Raw genomic sequence first — 23,915 nt, 5'->3', positions numbered from 1 at the left:
GATGGAACCACTTTGAGTATCATGCCGCATCCCCTGTCGCCCACTTCCGATCTGCTGGCCCAGACCCTGGCCCAATCGGGCTTCCATCCGCGCCTGCCGCAGCAGCGCCGCCTGTACGAGGCGGCCAAGGGCGCCATCCACCGCCAGCAGCTGGGCGCGGGCAGCAAGCTGCCGTCCAGCCGCGACCTGGCGCGCGACCTGGGCATCTCGCGCAACACGGTGATCGCCGCGTTCGAGCAGCTGGCGGCGGAGGGCTACGTCACCAGTCAACTGGGCAGCGGCACCTACGTGGCGGACCTGCAGGCGCAGCGCGCCAGCATGCGCGGCACGGGACCGGCGCCGCGCGGTTCGCCGCAGGGCCGCGCGGCGCGGCTGTCGCGGCGCGGGCGCGAACTGACCGCCTTTGGCGCCGGCCCGCGCTTCGAGATCCAGCCTTTCGCGCCGGGCGAGGACGACTTCTCGTCCTTTCCGTTCAAGCTGTGGCAGCGGCTGCAGAACCGCATCTGGCGCGAGGCGCGCACCGACCTGCTGGACTACGGCCAGTCCGGCGGCCACCTGCCGCTGCGCCAGGCCATCACCGAGTATCTGCGCCTGTCGCGCTCCGTGAAGGTGACGGTGGACCAGGTGATGATCACCGCCGGCACGCAGCAATCGCTGGACCTGTGCGCGATGCTGCTGGCCGACGCCGGCGACACCGCCTGGGTCGAAGATCCCGGCTACTGGGGGGCGCGCCGCGTGTTCCAGTCGCGCGAGCTGAAACTGCATCCGGTCGCGGTGGACAACGACGGCATGGTGCTGACGGCAGCCGACCTGGCGACCAGGCCGCGCCTGATCTACGCCACGCCGTCGCACCAGTATCCAACCGGCTCCGTCATGAGCTTGGCCCGCCGGCGCGAGCTGCTCGATGTCGCCGTGCGCAAGGACGCGTGGATACTGGAGGACGACTACGACAGCGAATTCCGCTACACCGGCCGGCCGCTGGCGGCGCTGCAAGGGCTGGACATCGACGACCGCGTGCTTTACATGGGCACCTTCTCCAAGGTGCTCTACCCCGGCATCAAGGTCGGCTACCTGGTGGTGCCGCCGGCGCTGGTCGATGGCTTCAAGAGCGCGCTGTACGACCTGCAGCGGCCAGGCCAGCAAACGGTGCAGGCGGTGCTGGCGGACTTCATCGCGCTGGGCCACTTCACCACCCACATCCGCAAGATACGCCAGACCTACGGCGCGCGCCGCGAACTGCTGCGCCGCACGCTGGTGCAGCAGCTCGCGCCCCGGCTGGGCGGCAGGGTCACCATCTCCAGCGAGGAATCGGGCCTGCATCTGGTGGTGCAGCTGCCCGACGACGCCGACGACGTGGCGCTGGAAGCCGCCGCCGCCGAAGCGGAGATTCGCGTCAAGGCGCTGTCCACCTACTACCTCGCGCAGCCGGTGCGGCGCGGCCTGCTGGTCGGCTACGCCTACTGCACGCCGGAGAAGATCGCGCACTACGGCCGCATCCTGGCGGACCTGATCGCGGCGGGAGTCCCGGCATGAAGCACATGCCGTGGAAGGACTTCTGCGCGCTGGTGAGCAGCATCGGCGTGGTCGGGCTGGGGTTGGGCGCCACCATTCCGTTGACGGCGCTGCGGCTGGACCAGCGCGGCATCGGCACCGACATCATCGGCATCGTCACCGCCGCCAGCGCCTTCGGCATCCTTGCCGCGACGCCCTTCGTCTCGCGCTGGGTGGCACGTCATGGGCCGCGCGGCTGCATGGTGGGCGCCATCGCCATCGGCGCGCTGTCCACCGGCTTGATGGAGGCGACGGACAACGTGCTGCTGTGGGGCGTGCTGCGCTTCGTGTTCGGCGCCTGCATGGGCGTGCTGTTCACCATCGGCGAGGCGTGGGTCAACCATCTTGCGCCGGTCAATTCGCGTGGCCGCGTGGTGGCCATGTACACCACGGCGTTTACGCTGTTCCAGTTGATAGGCCCCGCGCTGGTGGCGGGCCTGGAAGGCAAGGTCGCTTGGCCGTTCGCCGCCTGCGGCGCATTGTTCCTGCTTGCGCTGCCCGGCATGGCGCTGATCTCCAACGACGGCCAGGTTGAGGAGGACGAGCCGCACGTCTCCTGGCGCGCGGTGCTGCCGCGCATGCCGATGATCGCCGTCGGCGCGGCCTTCTTCGCGCTGTTCGACACGCTGGCATTGAGCCTGCTGCCGCTGTATGCGATCCGGCAGGGCATCGTCACGGAACTGGCGCTGCTGTCGGCCACGGTGGTGCTGGTCGGCGACACCGCGCTGCAATTCGCCTTCGGCTGGCTGGCGGACCACGTGGGACGGCGCCGCGTGCACACCGGCTGCGGCATCGCGGTGTGCGTGCTGCTGCCGCTGCTGCCTTTCGCGGCGGGCACGCCGTGGCTGTGGTGGATACTGCTGCTGATGCTGGGCGCGGCGGCGGGGGCGATCTACATGCTGTCGCTGGTGGCGTGCGGCGCGCGCTTCCAGGGACAATCTCTGGTCGCGGCCAGCGCGGTGGTCAATGCCAGCTGGGGGATCACCAGCAGCGGCGGGCCGCTGCTGACAGGCCTGTTGATGCAGACCGCCGGCATCAATGCGCTACCGGCGGTGCTGTGGTGCGGCGCGGCGATCTTCGTCGCCTGCGCCTGGTGGGAATACAAACAGGGTTATACCGATTAACCCTTGGCCGCGGCGGCGACCTGCTTCTGGCGCAGGCGCTCGTTGCGCGCCATGTACAGGCTCGATCCGATCACGCCGATCGACACCACCAGGATGGTCAGCGCCGCCACCGCGTTCACGCGCGGGTCCAGGCCCAGGCGGGCGCGCGAGAAGATCACGATCGGCATCGTCGACGAGCCGGGGCCGGACAGGAAGGCCGACAGCACGACGTCGTCGAGCGACAGCGTAAACGTCAGCAGCCATGCGGAACCCAAGGCCTGCGTGATGTTCGGCAGCGTCACCAGGAAGAACACCTGGAAGGGACGGCAGCCGAGATCCATCGCCGCTTCCTCCAGCGACTTGTTCATCTCCTGGAGGCGCGACTGCACCACCACCGCCGCGTAGGCCATGCCCAGCAGCGTGTGGCCGAGCCAGATCGTCACCAGGCCGCGCTCCGGGAAGCCGAACGCCTTCTGCACCGACACCAGCATCAGCAGCAGCGACAGGCCGATGATCACCTCCGGCATCACCAGCGGCGCACTGACCATGCCCGAGAACAGCGTGCGGCCGGGGAAGCGCTGGTAGCGGTTCAGCACAAACGCGGCGAACGTCCCCAGTATCACCGAGCTGCAAGCCGTGAGCAGCGCGATGCGCAGCGACAGGCCGAAGCCGCTGATGATCTCAGAATCGTTCATCAGCGCCTCGTACCACTGCGTCGAGAAGCCGCTCCACACCATGTCCTGGCGCGAGCTGTTAAACGAGAACACCACCAGCACCACGATGGGCAGGTAGAGGAACAGGTAACCCAGCGACAGCCAGCCGCGCCCGAACCAGCGCTGCACGAAATTGGTATGTCCTTTCATGGACGGGCCTCCTGCTCTGCCTTGTATTTATTGAAGATCGCCATCGGCACCAGGATCAGCAAGATCACCACCACCGTCACTGCGGACGCCAGCGGCCAGTCATTATTGGTGAAGAACTCGTCCCACAGCTGGCGGCCGATCATCAGCGTTTCCGGGCCGCCCAGCAGCTCCGGAATCACGTACTCGCCCACCGCCGGAATGAACACCAGCATGGTGCCGGCGACGATGCCGGACTTCGACAGCGGCACCGTGACGCGCCAGAACGCCTGCATCGGCGTCGCGCCCAAATCGGCTGCGGCCTCCAGGAAGCGCAGGTCCATCTTCACCAGGTTGGCGTACAGCGGCAGGATCATGAACGGCAGGTAGGCGTAGACCATGCCGATGATGAGCGAGAACTGGGTGTTCATCAGGTGCAGCGGCTCGCTGATCGCGCCTATGCTGATCAGGAAGTGGTTCAGGATGCCGTTGTTGGCCAGGATGCCCTTCCACGCGTAGATGCGCAGCAGGAAGGAGGTCCAGAACGGCATCATCACCAGCATCAGCAGCACTGGCCGCACCGTCGGTTTGGCGCGCGCCATGAAGTAGGCGAACGGGTAGCCGATGAGGAGGCACAGCGAGGCTGTGATGGCGGCGAACTTGAGGGAGTTCAGGTAGGTGATCGCATACAGGTCGTCCTGCGCGATGAACAGGTAGTTGGCCACCTTGATCTTGAACGTGACGGCGCCGTCCACTATCGTCATCAGCGTGCCGAAGGGATTGCCGCCGGCGTCGGCCTCGGTGAAGCTGATGCGCATCACGATCAGGAACGGCACCAGGAAGGCCACCGTCAGCCACAGGAAGGGCACGGCGATCACCAGGTTGCGACCGGAGAGCCAGCGCCCGCCCAGCAAGTACTTGAGAGTTTTCATGGCTGCGCTCCGCCTTAGCTGGTCAGCACGACGACGTCGGCGCCGTCCCACCAGGCGTGGACGCGCTGGTCGCGCTTGAGCGCCGATTCGTCATGGCGCGCGGCGTTGGTGCGCGAGACCTTGAGCGTCGTGCCGCTGTCGAGGCGCACGTGGTACAGCGTCTCGTTGCCGAAGTACGCCATGGCCGTGATCACGCCCTGCACGCAGTTGTAGCCGTCCTCGCTGGCCTTGGCGCGCTGCGCCGCGGTCGGCGCCTCGGCCTGCACGGCGATCTTCTCGGGCCGCACCGCGACCGACACCGGCATGCCCACCGTGCCGGTGATGCCGTGGGTGACGTAGTGGCGGCATTCCGGCGAATCGATGATGACGTGGTCCGGCTCATCGACCGTCACGCTGCCCTCGAACATGTTGACGCTGCCGATGAAGTCCGCCACGAAGCGGCAGTTCGGCGTCTCGTAGATTTCGCCCGGCGCGCCCACCTGCAGGATGCGGCCTTCGCTCATCACGGCGATGCGGGTCGCCATGCTCATGGCCTCGTCCTGGTCGTGCGTGACCATCACGCAGGTCACGCCCACTTCCTCGATGATGCCGACCAGTTCCATCTGCGTGCGTTCGCGCAGCTTCTTGTCCAATGCGCCCAGCGGCTCGTCCAGCAGCAGCAACTGCGGACGCTTGGCCAGGCTGCGCGCCAGCGCCACGCGCTGCTGCTGGCCGCCCGACAGCTGGTGCGGCTTGCGCTTGCCGTAGGCGGTGAGCTGCACCAGCGCCAGCATCTGCTCCACGCGCGCGGCGATTTCGTCCCTATGCAGGCCGTCGCGACGCAGGCCGAAGGCGATGTTGTCCCAAACAGACAAGTGCGGGAACAGCGCGTATGACTGGAACATCATGTTGATCGGGCGCTCGTACGGCGGCACGCCGACGATGTCCTTGCCGCCCAGCGTGATCTGGCCCTGGGTCGGCGTTTCGAAACCGGCCAGCATGCGCAGCAGCGTGGACTTGCCGCAGCCGGAACTCCCCAGCAGCGCAAAGATCTCGCCCTTGTTGATCGCCACCGACACATCGTTGACGGCGCGGACGCCGTCGAATTCCTTCACCAGGTTGCGGATCAGCAGAAAGGGTTCTCGCTCTTGGGTCATGTTATTAAAATATAAATGATATTAATAATATACTGAATACGGGCCGACCGCAGGCCGCGCGCTTAGTCGAACCCGTGATTATAAATGACGACAATCACACATGCAGCAGCAAGTGCTCCCGCTCCCACGGGCTGATGACGGTCATGAACTCCTGGTGCTCCAGTTCCTTGATGGCCGTGTAGACGTCGATGAAGCGCTCGCCCAGCACATCGCGCAGCCGGTCCTCGCGCCGCATCAGCTCCAGCGCCTGCGGCAGCCCTTGCGGCAGCTCGAACAGATGGTCGTAGGCGCTGGCGGTGGTCATCGGCGTCGGCTCCAGCTGATCCACCAGACCGAGATAGCCGCAGGCCAGCGTGACCGCCATCGCCAGGTAGGGATTGGCGTCCGCGCCGATGATGCGGTTCTCCACCCGCCGCTGCTCGACGCCGGAGATCGGAATACGGAAGCCCACGGTGCGGTTGTCGATGCCCCACTGGATGTTGATCGGCGCGGCCGTGTGGCGCACGATGCGGCGGTAGGAGTTCACATACGGCGCCATGATCGCCATCACCGCCGGCGTGTAGCGCTGCAGTCCGCCGATGTAGTGGCGGAAGTGGGCCGACGGCGAACCGTCCGCCGCGCTGAAGATATTGAGACCGGTGGCGGCGTCGCTCACGCTCTGGTGCACGTGCATCGCCGATCCCGGCTCGCCCGCCATCGGCTTGGCCATGAAGGTGGCGTACATATCGTGCTTGAGCGCCGCCTCGCGCAAGGTGCGCTTGAAGTAGAAGACGTTGTCGGCCAGCGCCAGCGGATCGCCGTGCTGGAAATTGAGGCCCATCTGGCCGGCGCCGGTTTCGTGGATCAGCGTGTCGACGTCGAGGTTCATCAGCGCGCAGTAGTCGTAGATGTCCTCGAACAGCGGATCGAATTCGTTGACGGCGTCGATGCTGTAGACCTGGCGGCTGGTTTCGGCGCGGCCGCTGCGGCCCACCGGCGCCTTCAGCGGCAGGTCGGGATCGATGTTCTTCTCGGTCAGGTAGAACTCCAGCTCCGGCCCCACCACCGGCTTCCATCCGCGATCCGCATACAGCTTGAGCACGCGCCGCAACACGGAACGCGGCGCGAAATCGACCAGCGTGCCGTCGGCGAAGTAGCAGTCGTGGATGACCTGCGCGGTGGGGTCGATGGCCCAGGGGACTTTGGTGATGCTGCCGGGGTCCGCGCGCAGGATCATGTCGCGGTCGGTGGAGGAGATGGCGCGGTCGTAGGCCGCGTTCTCGGTCGGGTAGTTGCCGGTGACGGTCATGCCCAGCACCGCCTCGGGGATGCGCATGCCGCGCTCCTGGGTGAATTTGGCGCGCGGCAGGATCTTCCCGCGCGCCACACCCGTCAGGTCGGGCACCAGGCATTCGATTTCAGTGACTCGGTTCTCGTTGAGCCACTGGTCCATATCGGCATCGGAGAAGTTTTCACGGATAGACATGTTCGCTCTCTGAGGTCATGATCAAGCGATCGATAGTCTAATTTACCATGTTTACAACCTTTCTTCCTCCGCCTCCACGCGGGTTTGCACAAGAATCTTTTTGATTTCCGGTACACAGGAGCCGCAATTGCCGCCGGCCTTCAGGCAGGCCGTCACCTCGGCCACCGTCTTCAGGTCTTTTTCGACGATGGCGCCGCAGATCGTGTTGCGGCCCACGCCAAAGCAGGAGCACACGGTGGGGCCGGTGTCGGCGCCCTTCTCGACCGGCATGCCGACCAGCAGGCCGACGCGGTCGATCTCACTGAGCTCCTGCTTGACGAACAGGCTGGCCAGCCAGGCGCGCGACGGCATGTCCTGGCGCGGCGACAGGAAGATGCACTGCTCGATGCGGTCATTCACCACGTGCACGGCGCGGTACACGCCGGCGGTGCGGTCTTCGTATTCGAGCCAGTCGGCGTCCAGGTCGGCCACGCCCAGCAGCTCGCGCGCCCAGGCGCCGAAGTCCTTGATGGTGTTGCGGCCGGCCAGTTCGTAGCGGGCGAATTCGCGGCCCTGGATGCGCGTCCAGTGGGCCACGCTGTCGAGGTTCATCTCGGTGCGGCTCAGGATGAAGCCATGCCAGTTCACGCGGAACTGCTCGATGCGCACAGGCGTGTGCTTGAATTCCGGCTCGCCGGAGACCGGATCGACCACCGGATTGACCAGCGCTCCCACCCGCGCATCGGACGAGGTCTGGCCCGACCAGTGGATGGGAATGAACACGCTGCCGCGCGGGATGCCGCCGCCGTGCTGCACGCGCGCCACCATCGCGCCCCATGCGGAGCTCACGCGCGCTAGCTCGCCCTCGCGCACGCCGTGCAGCAGCGCGTCTTGAGGGTGGATGTCGACGAAGGATTCGGCGATGTGGTCGGCCAGCGTGGCGGATTTGCCGGTGCGCGTCATGGTGTGCCACTGGTCGCGCACACGGCCGGTGTTGAGCGACAGCGGGAAGTCCTCGCACACCGCGTTGGCCGGCGCGCGCGTGGCGGTGGCGATGAAGCGCGCCTTGCCGTCGGCGTGGGCGAAGACGTTGTCCTTGAACAGGCGCGCCTCAACCTGCAGCTCGCCCGAGGCGGTGCGGCGCACCGGCCACTGGATCGGCTCCAGTTCGTCGTATTCGCGCTGATCGAGACCGGCCAGGCCGGACATGTCGAACGCGCGCGGCACGTCGCCGACGGCGTTGCGGAAGCCGCTCAGGCGCGCATGTTCGTCGAACACGCCCTGGGCGCCGCTGAAATCGAAACCGCCGAAGCCCATGCGCTGCGCGAACAGCGACAGGATCTTCCAGTCGGGCAGCGCCTCGCCCGGCGCGGGCAGGAAGGCGCGCTGGCGCGATACGCGGCGCTCGGAATTGGTGACGGTGCCGTCCTTCTCGCCCCAGCCCAGCGCCGGCAGCAGCACGTCGGCGTAGGCGTTGGTGTCGGTGTTCTGCATGATGTCGGTGGCGACCACCAGCTCGCACTTCTCCAGCGCGCGCCGCACCTGGTCGGCGTCCGGCAGGCTGACCATCGGATTGGTGGCGATCACCCACACCGCCTTGACCTTGCCCTCTTCGATCGCCCGGAACAGGTCGACCGCCTTCAGGCCAGGCTTGGCAGCCATCGCCGGCGATTCCCATAATGTCTGCACCACCTCGCGGTGGTCGGCGCGGTCCAGGTCCATGTGCGCGGCCAGCATGTTGGCCAGGCCACCCACTTCGCGCCCGCCCATGGCGTTGGGCTGGCCGGTGATCGAGAACGGCCCCATGCCCGGCTTGCCGATACGGCCGCCGATCAAATGGCAGTTGATGATGGCGTTGACCTTATCGGTGCCGGCCGACGACTGGTTCACGCCCATCGAGAACGCGGTGATGGTCTTGCGCGTGGTGGCGAAGGATTCGTAGAACTCCATCAGCACCGGCAGCTCGATGCGGCAGATCTTCGCCACGGCGGCGGGATCGCTGCAATCGATGTTGACCGTGTCCAGCGCCGCATCCAGGCCGTTGGTGTGATGGCCGATGAACTCCGGATCGACCGCGCCGATGCGCGCCAGGTAGCTCAGCAAGCCGTTGAACAGCCACACGTCCGTTCCCGCCTTGACCGGCAGGTGCAGGTCGGCCAGCTCGCAGGTGGCGGTGCGGCGCGGGTCGACGACCACTATCTTCATCTCCGGCCGGCTCTCCTTGGCCTTGAGGATGCGCTGGAACAGGATGGGATGGCACCACGCGGTGTTGGAGCCGACCAGCACCACCATGTCCGCCAGTTCCAGGTCGTCGTAGCAAAGCGGCACCAGGTCTTCGCCGAAGGCGCGCTTGTAGCCGGCCACCGCAGAGGACATGCACAGGCGCGAGTTGGTGTCGATGTTGGCGCTGCCGATATAGCCCTTCATCAGTTTGTTGGCGACGTAGTAGTCCTCGGTCAGCAGCTGGCCAGAGACGTACAGCGCCACCGCGTCCGGGCCATGCTCGGCGATGATGGAACGCCAGGCGCCGGCTACCTTGTCCAGCGCGGCGTCCCACGACACGCGGCGCAGGCCATCCGCATCGCGCACCTGTGGATACAGCAGTCGGCCATCAAGGCCGATCGTCTCGCCCAGCGCGGAACCCTTGACGCACAGGCGTCCCTTGTTTGCGGGATGCAGCTTGTCGCCGGCGATGGCGATCGTGCCGTCGGCCTTGGGCATGGCCTGGACACCGCAGCCTACGCCGCAATAGGCGCAGGTGGTGCGTACTGCAAGATGGTCGGTGGACAGGTTCAAGATGCTTACTCGCTCAAATCATGCGGCGCGCGCGGAAAGCGCTTCGCCAAACAACAGGTTTTGCCGGATCGGCGTAATGTCGGTGCGGTTCTGGATCAGGTTGAAGTACCACGGGCCGTCCTTGACGTCGCCATACAGCACGGCGCCGGTCACGCGGCCGTCCTTCAGCACCAGCCGCTTGTAGACGCCGCGCCGCGCGTCGCGCAGCACCAGGTCTTCGCTGCCTTCGCCGCCGATAAAGTCACCGACCGAGTACAGGTCCACGCCGGTCACTTTCAGGCGTGTCGGGGAAGTCTGCTGCACGTAGCGGCGCACACCGGCGCCGGCCAGGTGCGCTCCGCAGACGCGCGCCTGGTCCCATATCGGCGCCACCAGGCCGAAGGTGGCGCTGCGGTGCTGCACGCATTCGCCAACGGCGTACACGCGCGGATCGTAGGTTTGCAGCGTGTCGTCGACAACGATGGCTCGTTCGCAGTGCAAGCCCGCGGACTTGGCCAGGTCGATGTTGGGGCGCACGCCGGCGGTCATCACCACAAGGTCCGCCGGGATCTCGCTGCCGTCCTTGAAGCGCACCGCGCGTGCGCGATCCGGGCCGACGATTTCGGCGGTCTGCGCGTTCATCATGAACTTCAAACCCTTCGCTTCCAGCGCCTTTTGCAGCAGCAGCGCGGCGGGCTTGTCGAGCTGCTGGTTCATCAGCGCGTCGGTCACGTGAACCACGGTGACGGACATGCCTTGGCGTTGGAGGCCGTTGGCCGCTTCAAGGCCCAGCAGGCCGCCGCCGATCACCACCGCGTGGCGGTGATTGCGCGCCATCGCCAGCATGCTCTCCACGTCCTGGATGTCGCGGAAGGCCAACACGCCGGGCAGCTCGTGGCCCGGCACGGGAATGATGAAGGGCTTGGAGCCGGTGGCGATCAGCAGCCGGTCGTAGCGCACTTCCAGCCCGGAGCGGGCGCGCACGATGCGTTTGCGGCGGTCGATATGCTCGACCGGGTCGCCCGCGTGCAGCGTGATGCCATGCTGAACGTACCATTCGCGCGTGTTGAGCATGATGTCTTCCATGCTCTTCTCGCCCGCCAGAACAGGCGACAGCAGGATGCGGTTGTAGTTGCCATGCGGCTCGGCGCCGAACACGGTGATGTCGTACATGTCGGGCGCAAGTTTGTGCAACTCCTCCACCGTGCGCATGCCGGCCATGCCGTTGCCGATCACGACCAGCGCGGGTTTCACAGGCCGACCCATACTTTGCCGCCGTCGATGCGGGCGGGATAGGTGCCGACCGAATGGTGCGGCGCCTCCAGGCATTCGCCCGTTTGCAGGTCGAAGTGCTGCTTGTAGATCGGCGAGGCGACCACGATGCGCTCGCCCAGGTTGCCCACCAGGCCGCGCGACAACACGGAGGCCTCGGAATTCGGATCGTAGTTATCGATGGCGAACACGCGCGCACCGCCGTCGTCCACGTGGAAGACGGCGACCTGCTGCTTGTTCAACAGGGCGCATACGCCGGTGTTGGGCACGATCTCGTCCAGGTTGCAGACGGCGATCCAGTTATCGGTTTGAATATCGCGATGCATAATGTTCTCCTCAAGCTGCCTTGACTGCGATCGGAATCACGCGCTTGCGCTCTTCCACGGTGGCCGGACGAATCTGTCCGCGTTCTTCCATGAACAGCACGTTCTCGTCGCCCTTCTCGCTGTTGACGAAGTGGCGGAAGCGCTTGCGGGTTTCAGGATTCTCGACGGCTTCCTTCCACTCGCATGCATAGGTGTCGACCACGTGCTGCATATCGGCTTCCAGTTCGGCGCCGATGCCCAGCTTGTCGTTGACGACGACCTGCTTCAGGTAATCCAGGCCGCCTTCCAGGTTCTCGCGCCACACGCTGGTGCGCTGCAGGCGGTCGCCGGTGCGGGTGTAGAACATCAGGAAGCGGTCGATGTACTTGACCAGCGTGGCCTTGTCCAGGTCCGTCGCCAGCAGCTCGGCGTGGCGTGGCTTCATGCCGCCGTTGCCGCACACGTAAAGGTTCCAGCCTTTTTCGGTGGCGATCACGCCGACGTCCTTGCCCTGCGCCTCGGCGCATTCGCGGGTGCAGCCCGATACGCCGAACTTGATCTTGTGCGGCGTGCGCAGGCCTTTGTAGCGGTTTTCCAGCTCGATCGCCAGGCCGATGGAGTCGTCGACGCCGTAACGGCACCAGGTGGAGCCGACGCAGGACTTCACCGTGCGCAGCGACTTGCCGTAGGCGTGGCCGGATTCGAAGCCGGCGGCGATCAGTTCCTCCCAGATCAGCGGCAGCTGCTCGACGCGCGCGCCGAACAGGTCGACGCGGGCGCCGCCGGTGATCTTGGTGTACAGCTGGTACTTCTTGGCGACCATGCCGACCGCGATCAAGCCATCGGCGGTGACTTCGCCGCCCGGCATGCGCGGCACCACCGAGTAGGTGCCGTCCTTCTGGATATTGCCGAGGAAGTAGTCGTTGGTGTCCTGCAGGCTGGCGTGCTCCTTCTTCAGCACGAAGTCGTTCCACACCGAGGCCAGGATGCTGGCGGCCAGCGGTTTGCAGATGTCGCAGCCCAGGCCCTTGCCATGCTTGGCCAGCAGGTCGGGGAAGCTCTTGATCTGGCCCACTTTGATCAGGTGGAACAGTTCCTGGCGCGAGTAGGCGAAGTGTTCGCACACATGGTTGTTGACGGCCATGCCGAGCTTTTTCATCTCGGCCTTCATCACCTGCGTCACCAGCGGCACGCAGCCGCCGCAGGAGGTGCCGGCGTTGGTGCAGCTTTTCAGTTCGCCGATGGTGGTGGCGCCGCCGGCCACCGCGCCGCACAACACGCCTTTCGACACGTCGTTGCAGGAGCATATCTGCGCGCTTTCAGGCAGCGCATCCACGCCCAGGCCAGGCTTGGCCGCGCCGTCGGACTGCGGCAGGATCAGGAACTCCGGCGATTCCGGCAGCTCGATTTTGTTCAGCATCATCTGCAGCAGCGTGCCGTATTCGCTGGCGTCGCCCACCATCACGCCGCCCAGCAGGTACTTGCCGCAGTCGGAGACCACGATCTTCTTGTAGATCTGCTTGCGCTCATCGGTGAACTGGTAGGAGCGGCTGCCTTCGACCTTGCCGTGCGGGTCGCCGATGCTGGCCACGTCCACGCCCATCAGTTTCAGCTTGGTGCTCATGTCGGCGCCGGCGAATTCCGCCACCTCGCCCAGTATGTGCTTGGCCGCGACGCGCGCCATCTCGTAGCCCGGCGCCACCAGGCCGAAGATCAAGCCGCCCCACAGCGCGCATTCGCCGATGGCGTAGACGTCCGGGTCGGAGGTGACGCAGTTGTTATTGATCTCGATGCCGCCGCGCGGGCCGATGGCCAGGCCGCTCTCGCGCGCCAGCATGTCGCGCGGACGGATGCCGGCCGAGAACACGATCATGTCCGCGTCCAGGTGGCCGCCGTCGGCGAACTCCATGCGGTGGGTGCCGTCGACGCCGTCGACGATGGCGGTGGTGTTTTTACCCGTGTGGACGGTCACGCCCAGTTCCTCGATCTTCCGGCGCAGCACGCGCGCGCCGCCGTCGTCCACCTGCACCGCCATAAGGCGGGGCGAGAATTCGACCACGTGGGTGTCCAGGTTCATGTCGCGCAGCGCCTTGGCGCATTCGAGGCCCAGCAGACCGCCGCCGATGACGACGCCGGTCTTGGAGCGCTTGCCGCATTCGAGCATCGCTTCCAGGTCTTCGATGGTGCGGTAGACGAAGCAGTCCTTGCGCTCCTTGCCCGGCAGCGGCGGCACGAACGGGAAGGAACCGGTGGCGATCACCAGCTTGTCGTAGTCGAGCACATTGCCGTCGGCCGTGGTCACGGTCTTGGCGGCGGTGTCGATCTGGGTGGCGCGGGTGTTCAGGCGCAGCACCATGTCGTCGCGCTCGAAGAAGCCGGGCTTCACCAGCGACAGGTCTTCCGCCGATTTACCGGAGAAGAATTCGGACAGGTGCACGCGGTCATAGGCGGGACGCGGCTCTTCGCACAGCACCGTCACCTGCAGGTTGGGGGCGCCGCTGTTGGCCAGGCTTTCCAGGAATTTGTGGCCAACCATGCCGTGGCCGATAACGATAATTTTCATGATGTCCTCTTAGGCGGCCAGCTTGGCGGCGGTTGCGGTTTCTTCGACGGCGCTGCTGCTGAAGCGGGCGGCCAGTGCGCACAGCGCGGATGCGGCGACAACGATGCCCAGGATGCTCAGGGTTTGCTGCACATTGCCCAGGCCCTTCATCAGGAAGCCCGCGGCCACGGCGCCGACGTTGCCGCCCGCGCCGATGATGCCTGCCACGCCGCCCAGGGCGCGCTTGTCGACGAACGGCACGATGGCGTAGGTGGCGCCGCAGGCCATGTGGGTGAACAGGCCGAATACCAGCATGGCGCCGATCGCCAGCGCGGCGGTGCCGGCGTTGGCGAACATCAGCAGGCCGGCGCCTTCGCCCAACATCAGCACGAACAGCAGCGTGACGCGGTTATTCAGGTTGCCGGCGGCGGCGAATTTGTCCGACACCCAACCGCCCAGCGCACGGGCGAACAATGCCAGCAGGCCGAAGCTGCCCGCCGCCATGCCGGCCTGCGGCAACGTCAGTTTGAAGTGGTCGACGTAGTAGATCGCGGCGATGTTGTGGATGAAGATCTCGATGCCGAAGCAGGCGCCGTAGGTGATGAACAGCATCCATACGCGGTAGTTGATCGATGCCAGCTTGAAGCTCTCCCAGCCGCCTTTTTTTGCGCCGCCGTCGATGGCGATGCCGGCTGCGCGCAGTTCGGTGAAGTTCCCTTGCGGGCAGTCCTGCGTAAAGCGGTAGTAGACACCGGCCATGATGATCATCAGGACGCCCGGCACGATCAGGGCGGCGCGCCAGCCGTAGGTTTCGCTCACGCCCAGCATGATCATGGCGGTCATCAGCAGCGGCATGGTCGCTTGCGCCACGCCGCCGCCCGCGTTGCCCCAGCCTGCGGCGGCGGCGTTGGCGGTGCCCACCACTTTAGGTGCGAACATCACCGAGGTGTGGTACTGCGTGATGACGAAGCTGGCGCCGGCCGCGCCGATCCCGAGGCGGAAGAACAGGAAGCTCTCATAGCTCTGCGCGAAGGCGACGCCGATCACCGGGATGGAGCCGAGCAGCAGCAGGCCGGTATAGGTTTTGCGCGGGCCGAAATGGTCGCACAGCGGGCCGACCACCAGCCGCACGAGGATGGTGATGGCGACTGCGGCGATATTGATGTTGGCGATCTGCGCGACGCTCAGGCCGAATTCCCCTTTAATCACCGGCATCAGCGGCGCGCAGGCGAACCACGCGAAGAAGCAGACGAAGAACGCCATCCAGGTCAGGTGGAACGCCCGCATCTGCGGCGAGGAGATCGAAAAGAGCTTGATACTGGTAGCTTTGGTGGCCATTTTTTATCCCGTTCAGAAAACAAAAAGGCGCCCGCGCAACCAAGGTCACCTAAGACCGGGTTGGGCGGACGCCGTTGTCCTGCCAACCCGTCATTGGGTCAGCTGATGTATTCGGGGGGATCGCCGTTGATCCCTTAGCCTTTCTATTGCAAGAGCTGTGCCAGGCCGTTCGCCACGTGTTTACAGGGGGAGAAGGCCGCGGCGGGCCGGGATTGCGCCGCCGCGACGCCATGTTGCGGTGCACGATTGCACGCTATCGGTGCGCGCTGACGGTGCGCGCCAGCGTTCCATAGCGCCGGCGGTTTGTTGACGATATTTCAATGCAGGCTTATGCTGGCGGCCATGAACCCACGCGCAATTCTTCGCAGCACAGCACTGGCGGCCATTGCTGCCCTTCTGGCCACATCCGCGTTTGCCGCCCGCGTACTGGATGAGACGACGATCCAGATCGATGGACAGGCACGCCTCTACTATCATCTGCACGATGCCCCGAACAACGGGCCAGCGACGCCTATCGTGCTGCTCAGCGGGTCGGGCTGCAAAGACTTCGGCAGCAGGGTGCCGTTCTTCTTCGAGCGCTATCCGGCGCAGGCGGATGTCTACTTCCTTGAAAAGATCGGCATCCAAAAAGGAGCGGACGGCAAGGCATGCTCCGATGCCTACAACGAGGCGGACACCTTGGAGCAAAGGGTAAGCGATACCCTGGCGTTCATTGAGCAGGAGCCGAGGTTGAAGGCCATGGGTGCGCGCAGCCTGGCGATACTGGGCTTCTCCGAAGGCGGCGCAGTGGCGCCCATCGTGGCGCTGCGGAGCCCCAAGATAGGCTGGCTCGCCACAGGGGGCAGTGGCGGCCTGCCGCAAAGCCAGAGCTTCCTGATCTTCGCCGGGCGCGGCGTGCCGCCTTACGCATCGCCTTTTTCGCGTGAGATCTTCCTGAACACCTTCGCCGCGATCAAGGCCGATCCGCAAAGCCTGGGCAAGTCGTTCTTCGGCCATCCTTATCGCTACTGGAGTTCGCACCTGTTCTACGATCCCTTGCCTATCTACGCGCAACTGGATATGCCGATCATCGCCGCCATGGGCGAGAAGGACGAGAGCGAAGCCATCGAATCAGGACGGGCCTTGCGGGACTACTTCGCCGGCCATCCGGAAAAGAAGTTCACCTTCATCGAATACCCTGGCGCCGGCCACACGCTGCAAGCACCGGACAAGGCCAACCTGCAGGACTTCGTCGGCGCCCTGGCGGAGTGGTTCAGGTCAGGCGTCAAGCGCTAGCGCGCACAGGTTCGACCAGGGCCTGCCAGTCATCCGCGCAGCGCACCACGTCGCCGACGACGATGATGCTCGGGCTACCCAGGCCGCTGTCGCGCAGCGCCTGCGGCAGCTGGCCCAGGGTGGTGATCAACTGGCGCTGGTTGTCGCGCGTGGCCGACTGCACCACCGCCACCGGCGTGTCGGCCGCCGCGCCGCCCGCCAGCAGGCCGGCCTGGATCGCGTCCACGCGCGCCACGCCCATGTAGATCACCAGCGTCAGGCCACTCTGCGCCAGCGCCTTCCATTCGGGCTCGGATTCCGCATCCTTGCCATGCCCGGTGACGAAGGTCACGCCCTGGCTCCAGGAACGGTGCGTCAGCGGGATGCCGATGCTGGTCGGCGCGGCCAGGCCGCTGCTGATGCCCGGCACCACATCGACCTCGATGCCGTGCGCGCGCAGCGATGCCCGCTCCTCGCCGCCCCGGCCGAACATATAAGGATCGCCGCCCTTGAGCCGCACCACGCGATTGCCCGCGCGCGCTTCGGCGATCATCAAACGCTCGATGAATTCCTGCGGCGTGGACGCGCAGCCGCCTCGCTTGCCGACCTGGATCACCCGCGCCGTCGATGGCGCGAAGCTGAGTATCTCCGGATTGACCAGGTCGTCGATCAGCACCACGTCGGCGCGCTCGATGGCGCGGACGGCCTTTAACGTCAACAGTTCCGGATCGCCGGGACCGGCGCCCACCAGGGTTACGCTGCTCATGCTGTTCTCCTTATCCTGCCGCGGCCAGCGCCGCGCTGACCATTTCGTCGATCTCGCCTGTGATATTGGACAGCACGCCCGCCACCACCGAGAATTCCTTGCCCGCGTGCCCCGCCCTCGCCGCGACGATGCGCGCATTGAAGGCCACCATGCGCGCCTGGCGGTTGATGGTTTCGATATCGGTGATCACGCCGCGCAGCTGCTTGCGCACCATGCGGGCGTTCTTCTTCGCCTGCTCCTCGTAGATGCTGGTGATGGTGTTGAGGATCGCCAGCGTGGGCGTGGTGATGCGCACCAGTTCCGCCAACAGTTCCGCCGTCCGCGGCGATCCCAGCGCGATCGCCTTCAAGGTGCGCTCGCCCAGATCCGCAAAAGCAGCGATCTGCCGGTCGCCATCGAGCTTGCCGAAATAGGCCTCGTGCAGCTCGGGACAGAACACGCCCGGCAAACCATCCTTCTCGGCCAGCAGGGACTTGTGGGCGCCACGGAACAGCGCCAGCGCCTCCTGCGCGATGGCGGCGCCATCCTCCTGCCCCTGCGACGCCAGCAGCGCATACAGCACGATGCGCTGCGACGTGAAGCGCCGGCGGCCCGACAGATTGATCAACGCGCCGAACACTTCACCGGTCAGCGCTTTGTTGGCGGCGCTCTCCGGCGCCAGCGGGGGCGTGATCATATCCATCAAGCGGCTTCCTTCGCGGGATGCGCCTGTTTGCGGTACAGGAACTCCAGCACCGCCGTGCGGTACTCGCCGTAGCGCGCATCCTGCGCCAGCGCCACGCGGTCGCGCGGACGGTCCAGCCGCACGTCGACGATCTCGCCGATGGTGGCGGCCGGGCCGTTGGTCATCATGACGATGCGGTCGGACAGCAGCACCGCCTCGTCCACATCGTGCGTGACCATCACCACGGTCGACTTGGTGGCGGCGACGATCTTCAGCAGCTCGTCCTGCAGGTGCGCGCGCGTCAACGCGTCGAGCGCGCCGAAGGGTTCGTCCATCAGCAGCACTTTCGGCTCCATCGCCAGCGCGCGGGCGATGCCGACGCGCTGCTTCATGCCTCCCGAGATCTCGTGCGGACGCTTGGACTCCGCCGCCGTCAACCCGACCAGCGCCAGGGCCTGCAAGGTGCGCTCGCGCAGCTGGCTGCGCGTTTCGGTCTTGCCGAACACGCGCTCCACGCCGAGGTGTATGTTCTCGTAGCAGGTCAGCCAGGGCAGCAACGAATGGTTCTGGAACACCACCGAGCGCTCCGGCGACGGCCCGGCGATCTCGCGGTTGGCGCACAACAGCACGCCGTCGGTGGGCTTGAGCAGGCCGGCGATCAGGTTCAGCAAGGTCGACTTGCCGCAGCCCGAGTGGCCGATCAGCGTGATGAACTCTCCCTTGCGCACCGTCAGGTCGATCTCGCGCAGCGCGTGGAATACGCCCTTCCGGGTGTGGAACACCATCTCCACGCCTTCGATATCGATGAATTTTGGCTCGTCCATGATCGCGCTCCTTTAGTTGGATACTTGTTCGTAGGTGAAGGCGCGGGCCAGCGCCATCAGCGCCTGCTCCAGCAGCAGCCCGACCACGCCGATGGCGACGATGGCGATGATGATGTGCGGGACATTGAGGTTGTTCCACTCGTCCCACACCCAGAAGCCGATGCCCACGCCGCCGGTCAGCATCTCGGCCGCGACGATCACCAGCCACGCGGTGCCGATCGACAGCCGCACGCCGGTCAGGATGTAGGGCAGCGCGGACGGCAGCAGGATCTTGGTCAGCACCTTCCACTCCGTCAGGTTGAGCACCCGCGCCACGTTCATGTAATCCTGCGGCACGCGCTGCACGCCGACGGCGGTGTTGATGATCATCGGCCAGATCGAGCAGATGAAGATCGACCAGATGGCGGCCGGGTTGGCGGACTTGAACACCAGCAGGCCGATAGGCAGCCAGGCCAGCGGCGACACCGGCTTGAGCAAACTGATGATCGGCCCGAACATGCTGCCGACGAACTGCACGCGGCCGATCAAAAAGCCCAGCGGGATGCCGACCAGCGCCGCCAGCCCGAAGCCCACCGCCACGCGCTGCAGCGACGCGAGCACGTTCCAGCCTATGCCCTGGTCGTTCGGGCTTTTGCTGTAGAACGGATCGGAGAACAGCTTGACCGCTTCCTGCAGGGTCACCAGCGGCGTGGGGAAGCTGCTGTTCTTGATGGTGATGATCTGCCAGACCAGCACCAGCAGCGCGGCGCCCAGCAACGGCGCGACGATCTTCATCGCGGTGGCGGACACTTTCTGCCGCGTGCGCGCCGCAGTGTTGGCCGCCAGCGGACGGCGGGGACGGCGTACCGCGGCCGGCGCCGGTGCGGCTGCCGGTACTGGTGCGGCGCTTTCAGGTTGGAGCATGGCGTTCATGGCATTCCCTCATCAGGCTTTGATCTTGAACGAGGCGGCGAACGCTTTCGGGTTCTTGCCGTCCCACACGGAACCATCCATCATCTTCGACGTGCGCAGCGGGCTTTTCGGCACCGGTGTCTTGGTCATCGCCGCGGCGTCCTTGTACAAATCGATCTGGTTGACCGAGGTGGCCACGGCCAGGTAGTCCGGATCGTCCTTCAGCAGGCCCCAGCGGCGGTGCTGCGTCATGAACCACATGCCGTCCGACAGATACGGGAAGTTAACCGCGCCGTCGTTGTAGAACTTCATGTAGTTCTGGTCGTCCCAGGTCTTGCCCAGGCCATTCTGGTAGCGGCCCATGATGCGCTGGTCGATCGCATCCTTGCTGGTGTTGACGTAGGATTTGTCGGCGATCACCTCGGCCATCTTGTTCTTGTTGGCCAGCGAGGCATCGATCCATTTGCCGGCGTCCAGGATGGCGGCCATCATCGCGCGGCAGGTGTTCGGATATTTTTTCGCGAATTCCAGCGTCGAGCCGAGCACCTTCTCCGGGTGGTCCTTCCAGATGTCCTGGGTGGTGGTGGCGGTGATGCCCACGCCGTCCATGATGGCGCGGTGGCCCCACGGCTCGCCCACGCAGAAGCCGTCCATGTTCCCGACCCGCATATTGGCCACCATCTGCGGCGGCGGCACGGTGATGACCTTGGCGTCCTTCATCGGGTTGATGCCGTTGGCGGCCAGCCAGTAGTACAGCCACATCGCGTGGGTGCCGGTCGGGAAGGTCTGGGCGAAGGTGTATTCGCGCTTGTCGGTCTGCATCAGCTTGGCCAGCGACGAGCCGTCGATGGCGCCCTTGTCGGCCAGCTTCTTCGACAGCGTGATGGCCTGGCCGTTGTTGTTCAGGCCCATGAGCACCGCCATGTCCTTCTTCTGGCCGCCGATGCCCATCTGCACGCCGTACAGCAGGCCATACAGCACATGGGCCGCGTCGAGGTCGCCGTTGGCCAGCTTGTCGCGCACGCCGGCCCAGGAGGCCTCCTTGCTCAGCACGAACTTGACGCCGTACTTCTTGTCGAAGCCCAGCACCGAGGCCATCACCACCGACGCGCAGTCGGTCAGCGGAATGAAGCCGATCTTGATTTCTTCCTTCTCCGGCTTGTCCGAACCCGCCGCCCACACCCCACCCGTTGCCAATCCCAACATGCTTCCCCCCGCTACAAGACCTGCGCCATGAATGATTTGCCGACGCTTGGTGTTCACAACGTTCGCATCGGATGGCAGGTCGTTCCCTGCTCGTGGCTTTTTTTCGTATTCCATCGCAAATCCCTCAAGTAGTCAGCAGAACAAAACGGCAAAAAAAAAGTCTACCCAGCGTGAACGGATTCACGTGTGTAGACGTCGTTGTCTGGTGGACCTCACCGCCGTTGGCGAGGTACATCAAGCGCATCGTTGCGCTTGCTTACAGGCTATGCAATGTCCATGCCAGCAAGTTTGCAGAGGAAAGAGCGGGGAATCGGGAGGATGGCGGCGCTGTGTGATGGCGCAGAAAACGCACCGCGATTGCGCGGTGCATCATTTTGGACGGGCGTCAGCCCAATAGATCTTCGACGTCGATGATGCGCTGGGCCACCTCGGACAGCTTGAGGTTCTTGCTCATGGCCATGTTGCGCAGCTTTTGGTAGGCCTGCTCTTCGCTGAAACGTTGGCGCTCCATCAACAGGCCCTTGGCGCGTTCGATGATCTTGCGCTCGGCCAGCTTGCTCTTGGTGTCGGACAGTTCGTCCAGCAGCTTCTGCTCGCGTTTGAAGCGCGCCAGCGCCACCTGCAGCACCGGCTTGATGCGGTCGCTCTGCAGGCCGGCCACGATATAGGCCGACACGCCGGCCGCCATGGCGGCCTCCATGCTCTCGGTGTCGTCGCTCTCGGTGAACATGACGATGGGGCGGCGCTCGTCGCGGGTGGCGATGACGATGTGTTCCAGCACGTCGCGCGCATCGGATTCGGCGTCGACGATGATCATGTCCGGCTGCAGCTGGGCGATGCGCTCGGGCAGGTACATATCGGGCGGCAGCGAGGCGACGATGTCGTAGCCCGCCTCCAGCAGGCCGATGCGCAGCGCGCGGGCCCGCTCGGCCTGCGCGCGCAGCGCTTCGTCATCCTCGTCGCCGGCGTGGATGATGGTGTTGACGACCACGATACGTAAATGTTTCATGGTCGTCATGCGGAGTATGGAAGAGAGTTCATGGCCTTACTGCAAGCAAGAATCAATCCATTCTACGGCACAAAGCAGCCTCTCCGCCAGCGGCAACGAAGATCAGCTCAGTTCCGCCTCGTACACCCCCAGGCGCTTGGCCACGCGCGGCGCCAGCTCGTGGGCGGCTGCGACGGTCATCTCCAGGTCGTGCAGCTTGCCGTCCTTCAGGCCGTAGACCCAGCCGTGCACCGTGACGTTCTGGCCGCGGTCCCACGCGTCCTGCACGATGGTGGTCTGGCAGACGTTGGACACCTGTTCGACCACGTTGAGCTCGCACATGCGTTCCGCGCGCAGCTTGCTGGTCAGCACATCGCCCAGGTAGCGCTCGTGCTTCTGGTGCACGTCCTGCACGTGGCGCAGCCAGTTGTCGGCCAGGCCGACGCGGGTGCCCGTCATCGCCGCGTGCACGCCCTTGCAGCCGTAGTGGCCGACGATGATCACGTGCTTGACCTTCAACACGTCGATGGCGAACTGCAGCACCGACAGCGCGTTCAGGTCCGAGTGCACCACCACGTTGGCGATGTTGCGGTGGACGAAGACGTCGCCAGGCGCCAAGCCCAGCAGCTCGTTCGCCGGCACCCGGCTGTCCGAGCAGCCTATCCACAGGTATTCCGGCGAGGCTTGCTGCGCCAGGCGGTTGAAGAAGTCGGGATCGCGCTCGACCTCCGATTCGGCCCAGCGGCGGTTGTTGTCCAGCAGGTTGCTCAACGGGGAATTGCTGGTGTCCAGATCACTCATGATGCTCCTCTCGTACATAAGAAGACCGCCGGTCCACCCGAAAAGGTGGCGCGGCGGCCCGATATTACCAAGACTGCGTGACGTCGCAGTTACTCAACTCGCTTACTCAAAAAAATCCTTCACCTTGTCGCGCCAGGTCTTGCTTTGCGGGCTGTGCTTGGCGCCGCCCTCGGTGGTGAGCTTTTCGAAATCGCGCAGCATGTCCTTTTGCTTCTCGGTCAGCTTGACCGGGGTCTCGACCGCCACGTGGCAGAACAGGTCGCCAGCGAAGCCGGAACGCACGCCCTTGATGCCCTTGCCCTTGAGGCGGAAGGTCTTGCCCGACTGGGTGCCTTCGGGGATCGTGAACGACACTTTACCAGACAATGTCGGCACCTCGATGTCGCCGCCCAGCGCCGCCTTGGCGAAGGAGATCGGCATCTCGCAATGCAGGTCGTCGCCCTCGCGCTGGAACACCGAGTGCGGCTTGATGTGGATCTCCACATACAGATCGCCCGACGGCCCGCCGTTGGTGCCCGGCTCGCCGTTGCCGGACGAGCGGATGCGCATGCCGTTGTCGATGCCGACCGGGATCTTCACCTCCAGCGTCTTGTTGCGCTTGATGCGGCCCTGGCCCGAGCATGCCGCGCATGGCTCGGGAATGATCTTGCCGGTGCCGTGGCACTTCGGGCAGGTCTGCTGGATGCTGAAGAAGCCCTGCTGCATGCGCACCTGGCCGTGGCCGGCGCAGGTCGAGCACGTGACCGGCGACGTGCCGGGCTTGGCGCCCGAGCCGTGGCAGGTGTCGCACTTGTCCCAGGACGGCACGCGGATGGTGGTGTCGAAGCCGTGCGCGGCCTGTTCCAGCGTGATCTCCAGGTTGTAGCGCAGGTCGGCGCCGCGGTACACCTGCGGGCCCTGGCTGCGGCCGCGGCCGCCACCGAAGATGTCGCCGAAGATGTCGCCGAAGGCGTCGCCGAAACCGCCGGCGCCGCCGCCGAAGCCGCCACCGCCGCCCATGTTCGGATCGACGCCGGCGTGGCCGTAGCGGTCATACGCCTCGCGCTTCTCCGGATTGGTCAGCATCTCGTAGGCTTCTTTGACTTCCTTGAATTTTTCTTCCGACTCTTTGCTATCCGGATTGCGGTCCGGATGGTATTTCATCGCCAGTTTGCGATACGACTTCTTGATCTCGTCTTCCGACGCGTTTTTGGCGACACCAAGTGTCTCGTAGAAATCTCGCTTTGCCATATTGTCGGCACCTTGCTGTATTTATACTGATGTACTGTTTATGCTAAAAAGCCG

General features: G+C 65.2%; 20 protein-coding genes. 3 read left to right on the top strand and 17 right to left on the bottom strand.

From position 1 onward, the window contains the following. The first annotated feature begins 21 nt into the window (after nucleotides 1-21). Nucleotides 22-1,533: a MocR-like pyridoxine biosynthesis transcription factor PdxR gene (gene pdxR, locus AC07WS_RS24795; protein WP_494731640.1), complete on the top strand. Its 1,512-nt coding sequence runs from the start codon at nucleotides 22-24 to the stop codon at nucleotides 1,531-1,533. Next, on the top strand, nucleotides 1,530-2,675 hold the full coding sequence (locus AC07WS_RS24790) for an MFS transporter (protein ID WP_494731639.1): 1,146 nt from the start codon (nucleotides 1,530-1,532) through the stop codon (nucleotides 2,673-2,675). Before pdxR ends, AC07WS_RS24790 begins: the two co-directional genes overlap by 4 nt. On the opposite strand, the gene AC07WS_RS24785 is transcribed toward AC07WS_RS24790, so the two are convergent. The 9 genes from AC07WS_RS24785 to AC07WS_RS24745 all read right to left on the bottom strand — a co-directional run bounded on the left by AC07WS_RS24785 (nucleotide 2,672) and on the right by AC07WS_RS24745 (nucleotide 15,237). Continuing rightward, on the bottom strand, nucleotides 2,672-3,517 hold the full coding sequence (locus AC07WS_RS24785; RefSeq protein WP_494731638.1) for an ABC transporter permease: 846 nt from the start codon (nucleotides 3,515-3,517) through the stop codon (nucleotides 2,672-2,674). The two genes, AC07WS_RS24790 and AC07WS_RS24785, sit on opposite strands and share 4 nt — an antisense overlap. Beyond that, complete coding sequence (locus AC07WS_RS24780) at nucleotides 3,514-4,425, bottom strand: ABC transporter permease subunit (protein ID WP_494731637.1); 912 nt, start codon at nucleotides 4,423-4,425, stop codon at nucleotides 3,514-3,516. Before AC07WS_RS24780 ends, AC07WS_RS24785 begins: the two co-directional genes overlap by 4 nt. A 14-nt stretch (nucleotides 4,426-4,439) precedes the next feature. After that, the gene (locus AC07WS_RS24775) at nucleotides 4,440-5,561 is read right to left on the bottom strand and encodes an ABC transporter ATP-binding protein (protein WP_494731636.1); all 1,122 of its coding nucleotides are present in this window, start codon (nucleotides 5,559-5,561) and stop codon (nucleotides 4,440-4,442) included. A 94-nt stretch (nucleotides 5,562-5,655) separates the two neighbouring features. Further along, a complete protein-coding gene (locus tag AC07WS_RS24770; RefSeq protein ID WP_494731635.1) occupies nucleotides 5,656-7,026 on the bottom strand; it encodes a glutamine synthetase family protein in 1,371 nt (456 codons plus the stop codon). A 51-nt stretch (nucleotides 7,027-7,077) separates the two neighbouring features. Continuing rightward, nucleotides 7,078-9,801: a molybdopterin-dependent oxidoreductase gene (locus tag AC07WS_RS24765; protein WP_494731634.1), complete on the bottom strand. Its 2,724-nt coding sequence runs from the start codon at nucleotides 9,799-9,801 to the stop codon at nucleotides 7,078-7,080. 18 nt (nucleotides 9,802-9,819) lie between these two features. After that, complete coding sequence (locus AC07WS_RS24760; RefSeq protein WP_494731633.1) at nucleotides 9,820-11,046, bottom strand: NAD(P)/FAD-dependent oxidoreductase; 1,227 nt, start codon at nucleotides 11,044-11,046, stop codon at nucleotides 9,820-9,822. After that, nucleotides 11,031-11,378, bottom strand: a complete 348-nt coding sequence (nirD, locus tag AC07WS_RS24755) for a nitrite reductase small subunit NirD (RefSeq protein ID WP_494731632.1) — start codon at nucleotides 11,376-11,378, stop codon at nucleotides 11,031-11,033. The genes AC07WS_RS24760 and nirD overlap by 16 nt, the downstream gene beginning before the upstream one ends. Nucleotides 11,379-11,388: 10 nt before the next feature. Beyond that, nucleotides 11,389-13,920 (bottom strand): nitrite reductase large subunit NirB, encoded by a 2,532-nt coding sequence (gene nirB, locus AC07WS_RS24750; RefSeq protein ID WP_494731631.1) that lies wholly within the window; start codon nucleotides 13,918-13,920, stop codon nucleotides 11,389-11,391. A 9-nt stretch (nucleotides 13,921-13,929) separates the two neighbouring features. Next, nucleotides 13,930-15,237 carry an MFS transporter gene (locus tag AC07WS_RS24745; protein ID WP_494731630.1) on the bottom strand — a complete coding sequence of 436 codons (1,308 nt, stop codon included), beginning with the start codon at nucleotides 15,235-15,237 and terminating at the stop codon, nucleotides 13,930-13,932. Between the two features lie 342 nt (nucleotides 15,238-15,579). Between AC07WS_RS24745 and AC07WS_RS24740 the strand changes: the two genes are divergently transcribed. After that, entirely contained in the window at nucleotides 15,580-16,512 is a 933-nt protein-coding gene (locus tag AC07WS_RS24740) for an alpha/beta fold hydrolase (protein WP_494731629.1), read from the top strand. Here the strand turns inward: AC07WS_RS24740 and cobA are convergent. From cobA to dnaJ, 8 genes are all read right to left on the bottom strand, one after another. Then, a complete protein-coding gene (cobA, locus tag AC07WS_RS24735; protein ID WP_494731628.1) occupies nucleotides 16,502-17,257 on the bottom strand; it encodes a uroporphyrinogen-III C-methyltransferase in 756 nt (251 codons plus the stop codon). The genes AC07WS_RS24740 and cobA overlap by 11 nt on opposite strands. A gap of 10 nt (nucleotides 17,258-17,267) precedes the next feature. Next, nucleotides 17,268-17,939, bottom strand: a complete 672-nt coding sequence (locus AC07WS_RS24730; protein ID WP_494731627.1) for a methyl-accepting chemotaxis protein — start codon at nucleotides 17,937-17,939, stop codon at nucleotides 17,268-17,270. After that, nucleotides 17,939-18,745, bottom strand: coding sequence for an ABC transporter ATP-binding protein (locus AC07WS_RS24725; protein ID WP_494731626.1), 807 nt, complete (start codon nucleotides 18,743-18,745; stop codon nucleotides 17,939-17,941). The genes AC07WS_RS24730 and AC07WS_RS24725 overlap by 1 nt, the downstream gene beginning before the upstream one ends. A 12-nt stretch (nucleotides 18,746-18,757) precedes the next feature. Further along, nucleotides 18,758-19,657 carry a nitrate ABC transporter permease gene (gene ntrB / locus AC07WS_RS24720; protein WP_494731625.1) on the bottom strand — a complete coding sequence of 300 codons (900 nt, stop codon included), beginning with the start codon at nucleotides 19,655-19,657 and terminating at the stop codon, nucleotides 18,758-18,760. A gap of 12 nt (nucleotides 19,658-19,669) precedes the next feature. After that, a complete protein-coding gene (locus tag AC07WS_RS24715) occupies nucleotides 19,670-20,842 on the bottom strand; it encodes a CmpA/NrtA family ABC transporter substrate-binding protein (protein ID WP_494731624.1) in 1,173 nt (390 codons plus the stop codon). A gap of 385 nt (nucleotides 20,843-21,227) precedes the next feature. Continuing rightward, nucleotides 21,228-21,851, bottom strand: a complete 624-nt coding sequence (locus AC07WS_RS24710; protein ID WP_494731623.1) for an ANTAR domain-containing response regulator — start codon at nucleotides 21,849-21,851, stop codon at nucleotides 21,228-21,230. A 102-nt stretch (nucleotides 21,852-21,953) separates the two neighbouring features. Next, a complete protein-coding gene (can, locus tag AC07WS_RS24705) occupies nucleotides 21,954-22,631 on the bottom strand; it encodes a carbonate dehydratase (protein WP_494731622.1) in 678 nt (225 codons plus the stop codon). Nucleotides 22,632-22,733: 102 nt separating this feature from the next. Next, a complete protein-coding gene (gene dnaJ, locus AC07WS_RS24700) occupies nucleotides 22,734-23,861 on the bottom strand; it encodes a molecular chaperone DnaJ (protein ID WP_494731621.1) in 1,128 nt (375 codons plus the stop codon). Nucleotides 23,862-23,915: the final 54 nt, after the last annotated feature.

The sequence above is a fragment of the Duganella sp. GW821-FHT01E12 genome (assembly GCF_059422325.1).
Note: the sequence above shows the minus strand (reverse complement) of the source record. Positions and strands in the feature narration are given on the sequence as shown.

Bases quoted from the DNA above. Each gene is read 5' to 3' on its own strand.
- AC07WS_RS24740 (WP_494731629.1), top strand. From the start codon at position 15,580: ATGAACCCACGCGCAATTCTTCGCAGCACAGCACTGGCGGCCATTGCT.
- ntrB (WP_494731625.1), bottom strand. From the start codon at position 19,657: ATGAACGCCATGCTCCAACCTGAAAGCGCCGCACCAGTACCGGCAGCC.
- AC07WS_RS24785 (WP_494731638.1), bottom strand. From the start codon at position 3,517: ATGAAAGGACATACCAATTTCGTGCAGCGCTGGTTCGGGCGCGGCTGG.
- AC07WS_RS24725 (WP_494731626.1), bottom strand. From the start codon at position 18,745: ATGGACGAGCCAAAATTCATCGATATCGAAGGCGTGGAGATGGTGTTC.
- can (WP_494731622.1), bottom strand. From the start codon at position 22,631: ATGAGTGATCTGGACACCAGCAATTCCCCGTTGAGCAACCTGCTGGAC.
- AC07WS_RS24780 (WP_494731637.1), bottom strand. From the start codon at position 4,425: ATGAAAACTCTCAAGTACTTGCTGGGCGGGCGCTGGCTCTCCGGTCGC.
- AC07WS_RS24790 (WP_494731639.1), top strand. From the start codon at position 1,530: ATGAAGCACATGCCGTGGAAGGACTTCTGCGCGCTGGTGAGCAGCATC.
- AC07WS_RS24715 (WP_494731624.1), bottom strand. From the start codon at position 20,842: ATGTTGGGATTGGCAACGGGTGGGGTGTGGGCGGCGGGTTCGGACAAG.
- cobA (WP_494731628.1), bottom strand. From the start codon at position 17,257: ATGAGCAGCGTAACCCTGGTGGGCGCCGGTCCCGGCGATCCGGAACTG.
- AC07WS_RS24775 (WP_494731636.1), bottom strand. From the start codon at position 5,561: ATGACCCAAGAGCGAGAACCCTTTCTGCTGATCCGCAACCTGGTGAAG.
- AC07WS_RS24760 (WP_494731633.1), bottom strand. From the start codon at position 11,046: ATGGGTCGGCCTGTGAAACCCGCGCTGGTCGTGATCGGCAACGGCATG.
- pdxR (WP_494731640.1), top strand. From the start codon at position 22: ATGCCGCATCCCCTGTCGCCCACTTCCGATCTGCTGGCCCAGACCCTG.
- AC07WS_RS24770 (WP_494731635.1), bottom strand. From the start codon at position 7,026: ATGTCTATCCGTGAAAACTTCTCCGATGCCGATATGGACCAGTGGCTC.
- nirB (WP_494731631.1), bottom strand. From the start codon at position 13,920: ATGAAAATTATCGTTATCGGCCACGGCATGGTTGGCCACAAATTCCTG.
- AC07WS_RS24745 (WP_494731630.1), bottom strand. From the start codon at position 15,237: ATGGCCACCAAAGCTACCAGTATCAAGCTCTTTTCGATCTCCTCGCCG.
- nirD (WP_494731632.1), bottom strand. From the start codon at position 11,378: ATGCATCGCGATATTCAAACCGATAACTGGATCGCCGTCTGCAACCTG.
- dnaJ (WP_494731621.1), bottom strand. From the start codon at position 23,861: ATGGCAAAGCGAGATTTCTACGAGACACTTGGTGTCGCCAAAAACGCG.
- AC07WS_RS24730 (WP_494731627.1), bottom strand. From the start codon at position 17,939: ATGGATATGATCACGCCCCCGCTGGCGCCGGAGAGCGCCGCCAACAAA.
- AC07WS_RS24710 (WP_494731623.1), bottom strand. From the start codon at position 21,851: ATGAAACATTTACGTATCGTGGTCGTCAACACCATCATCCACGCCGGC.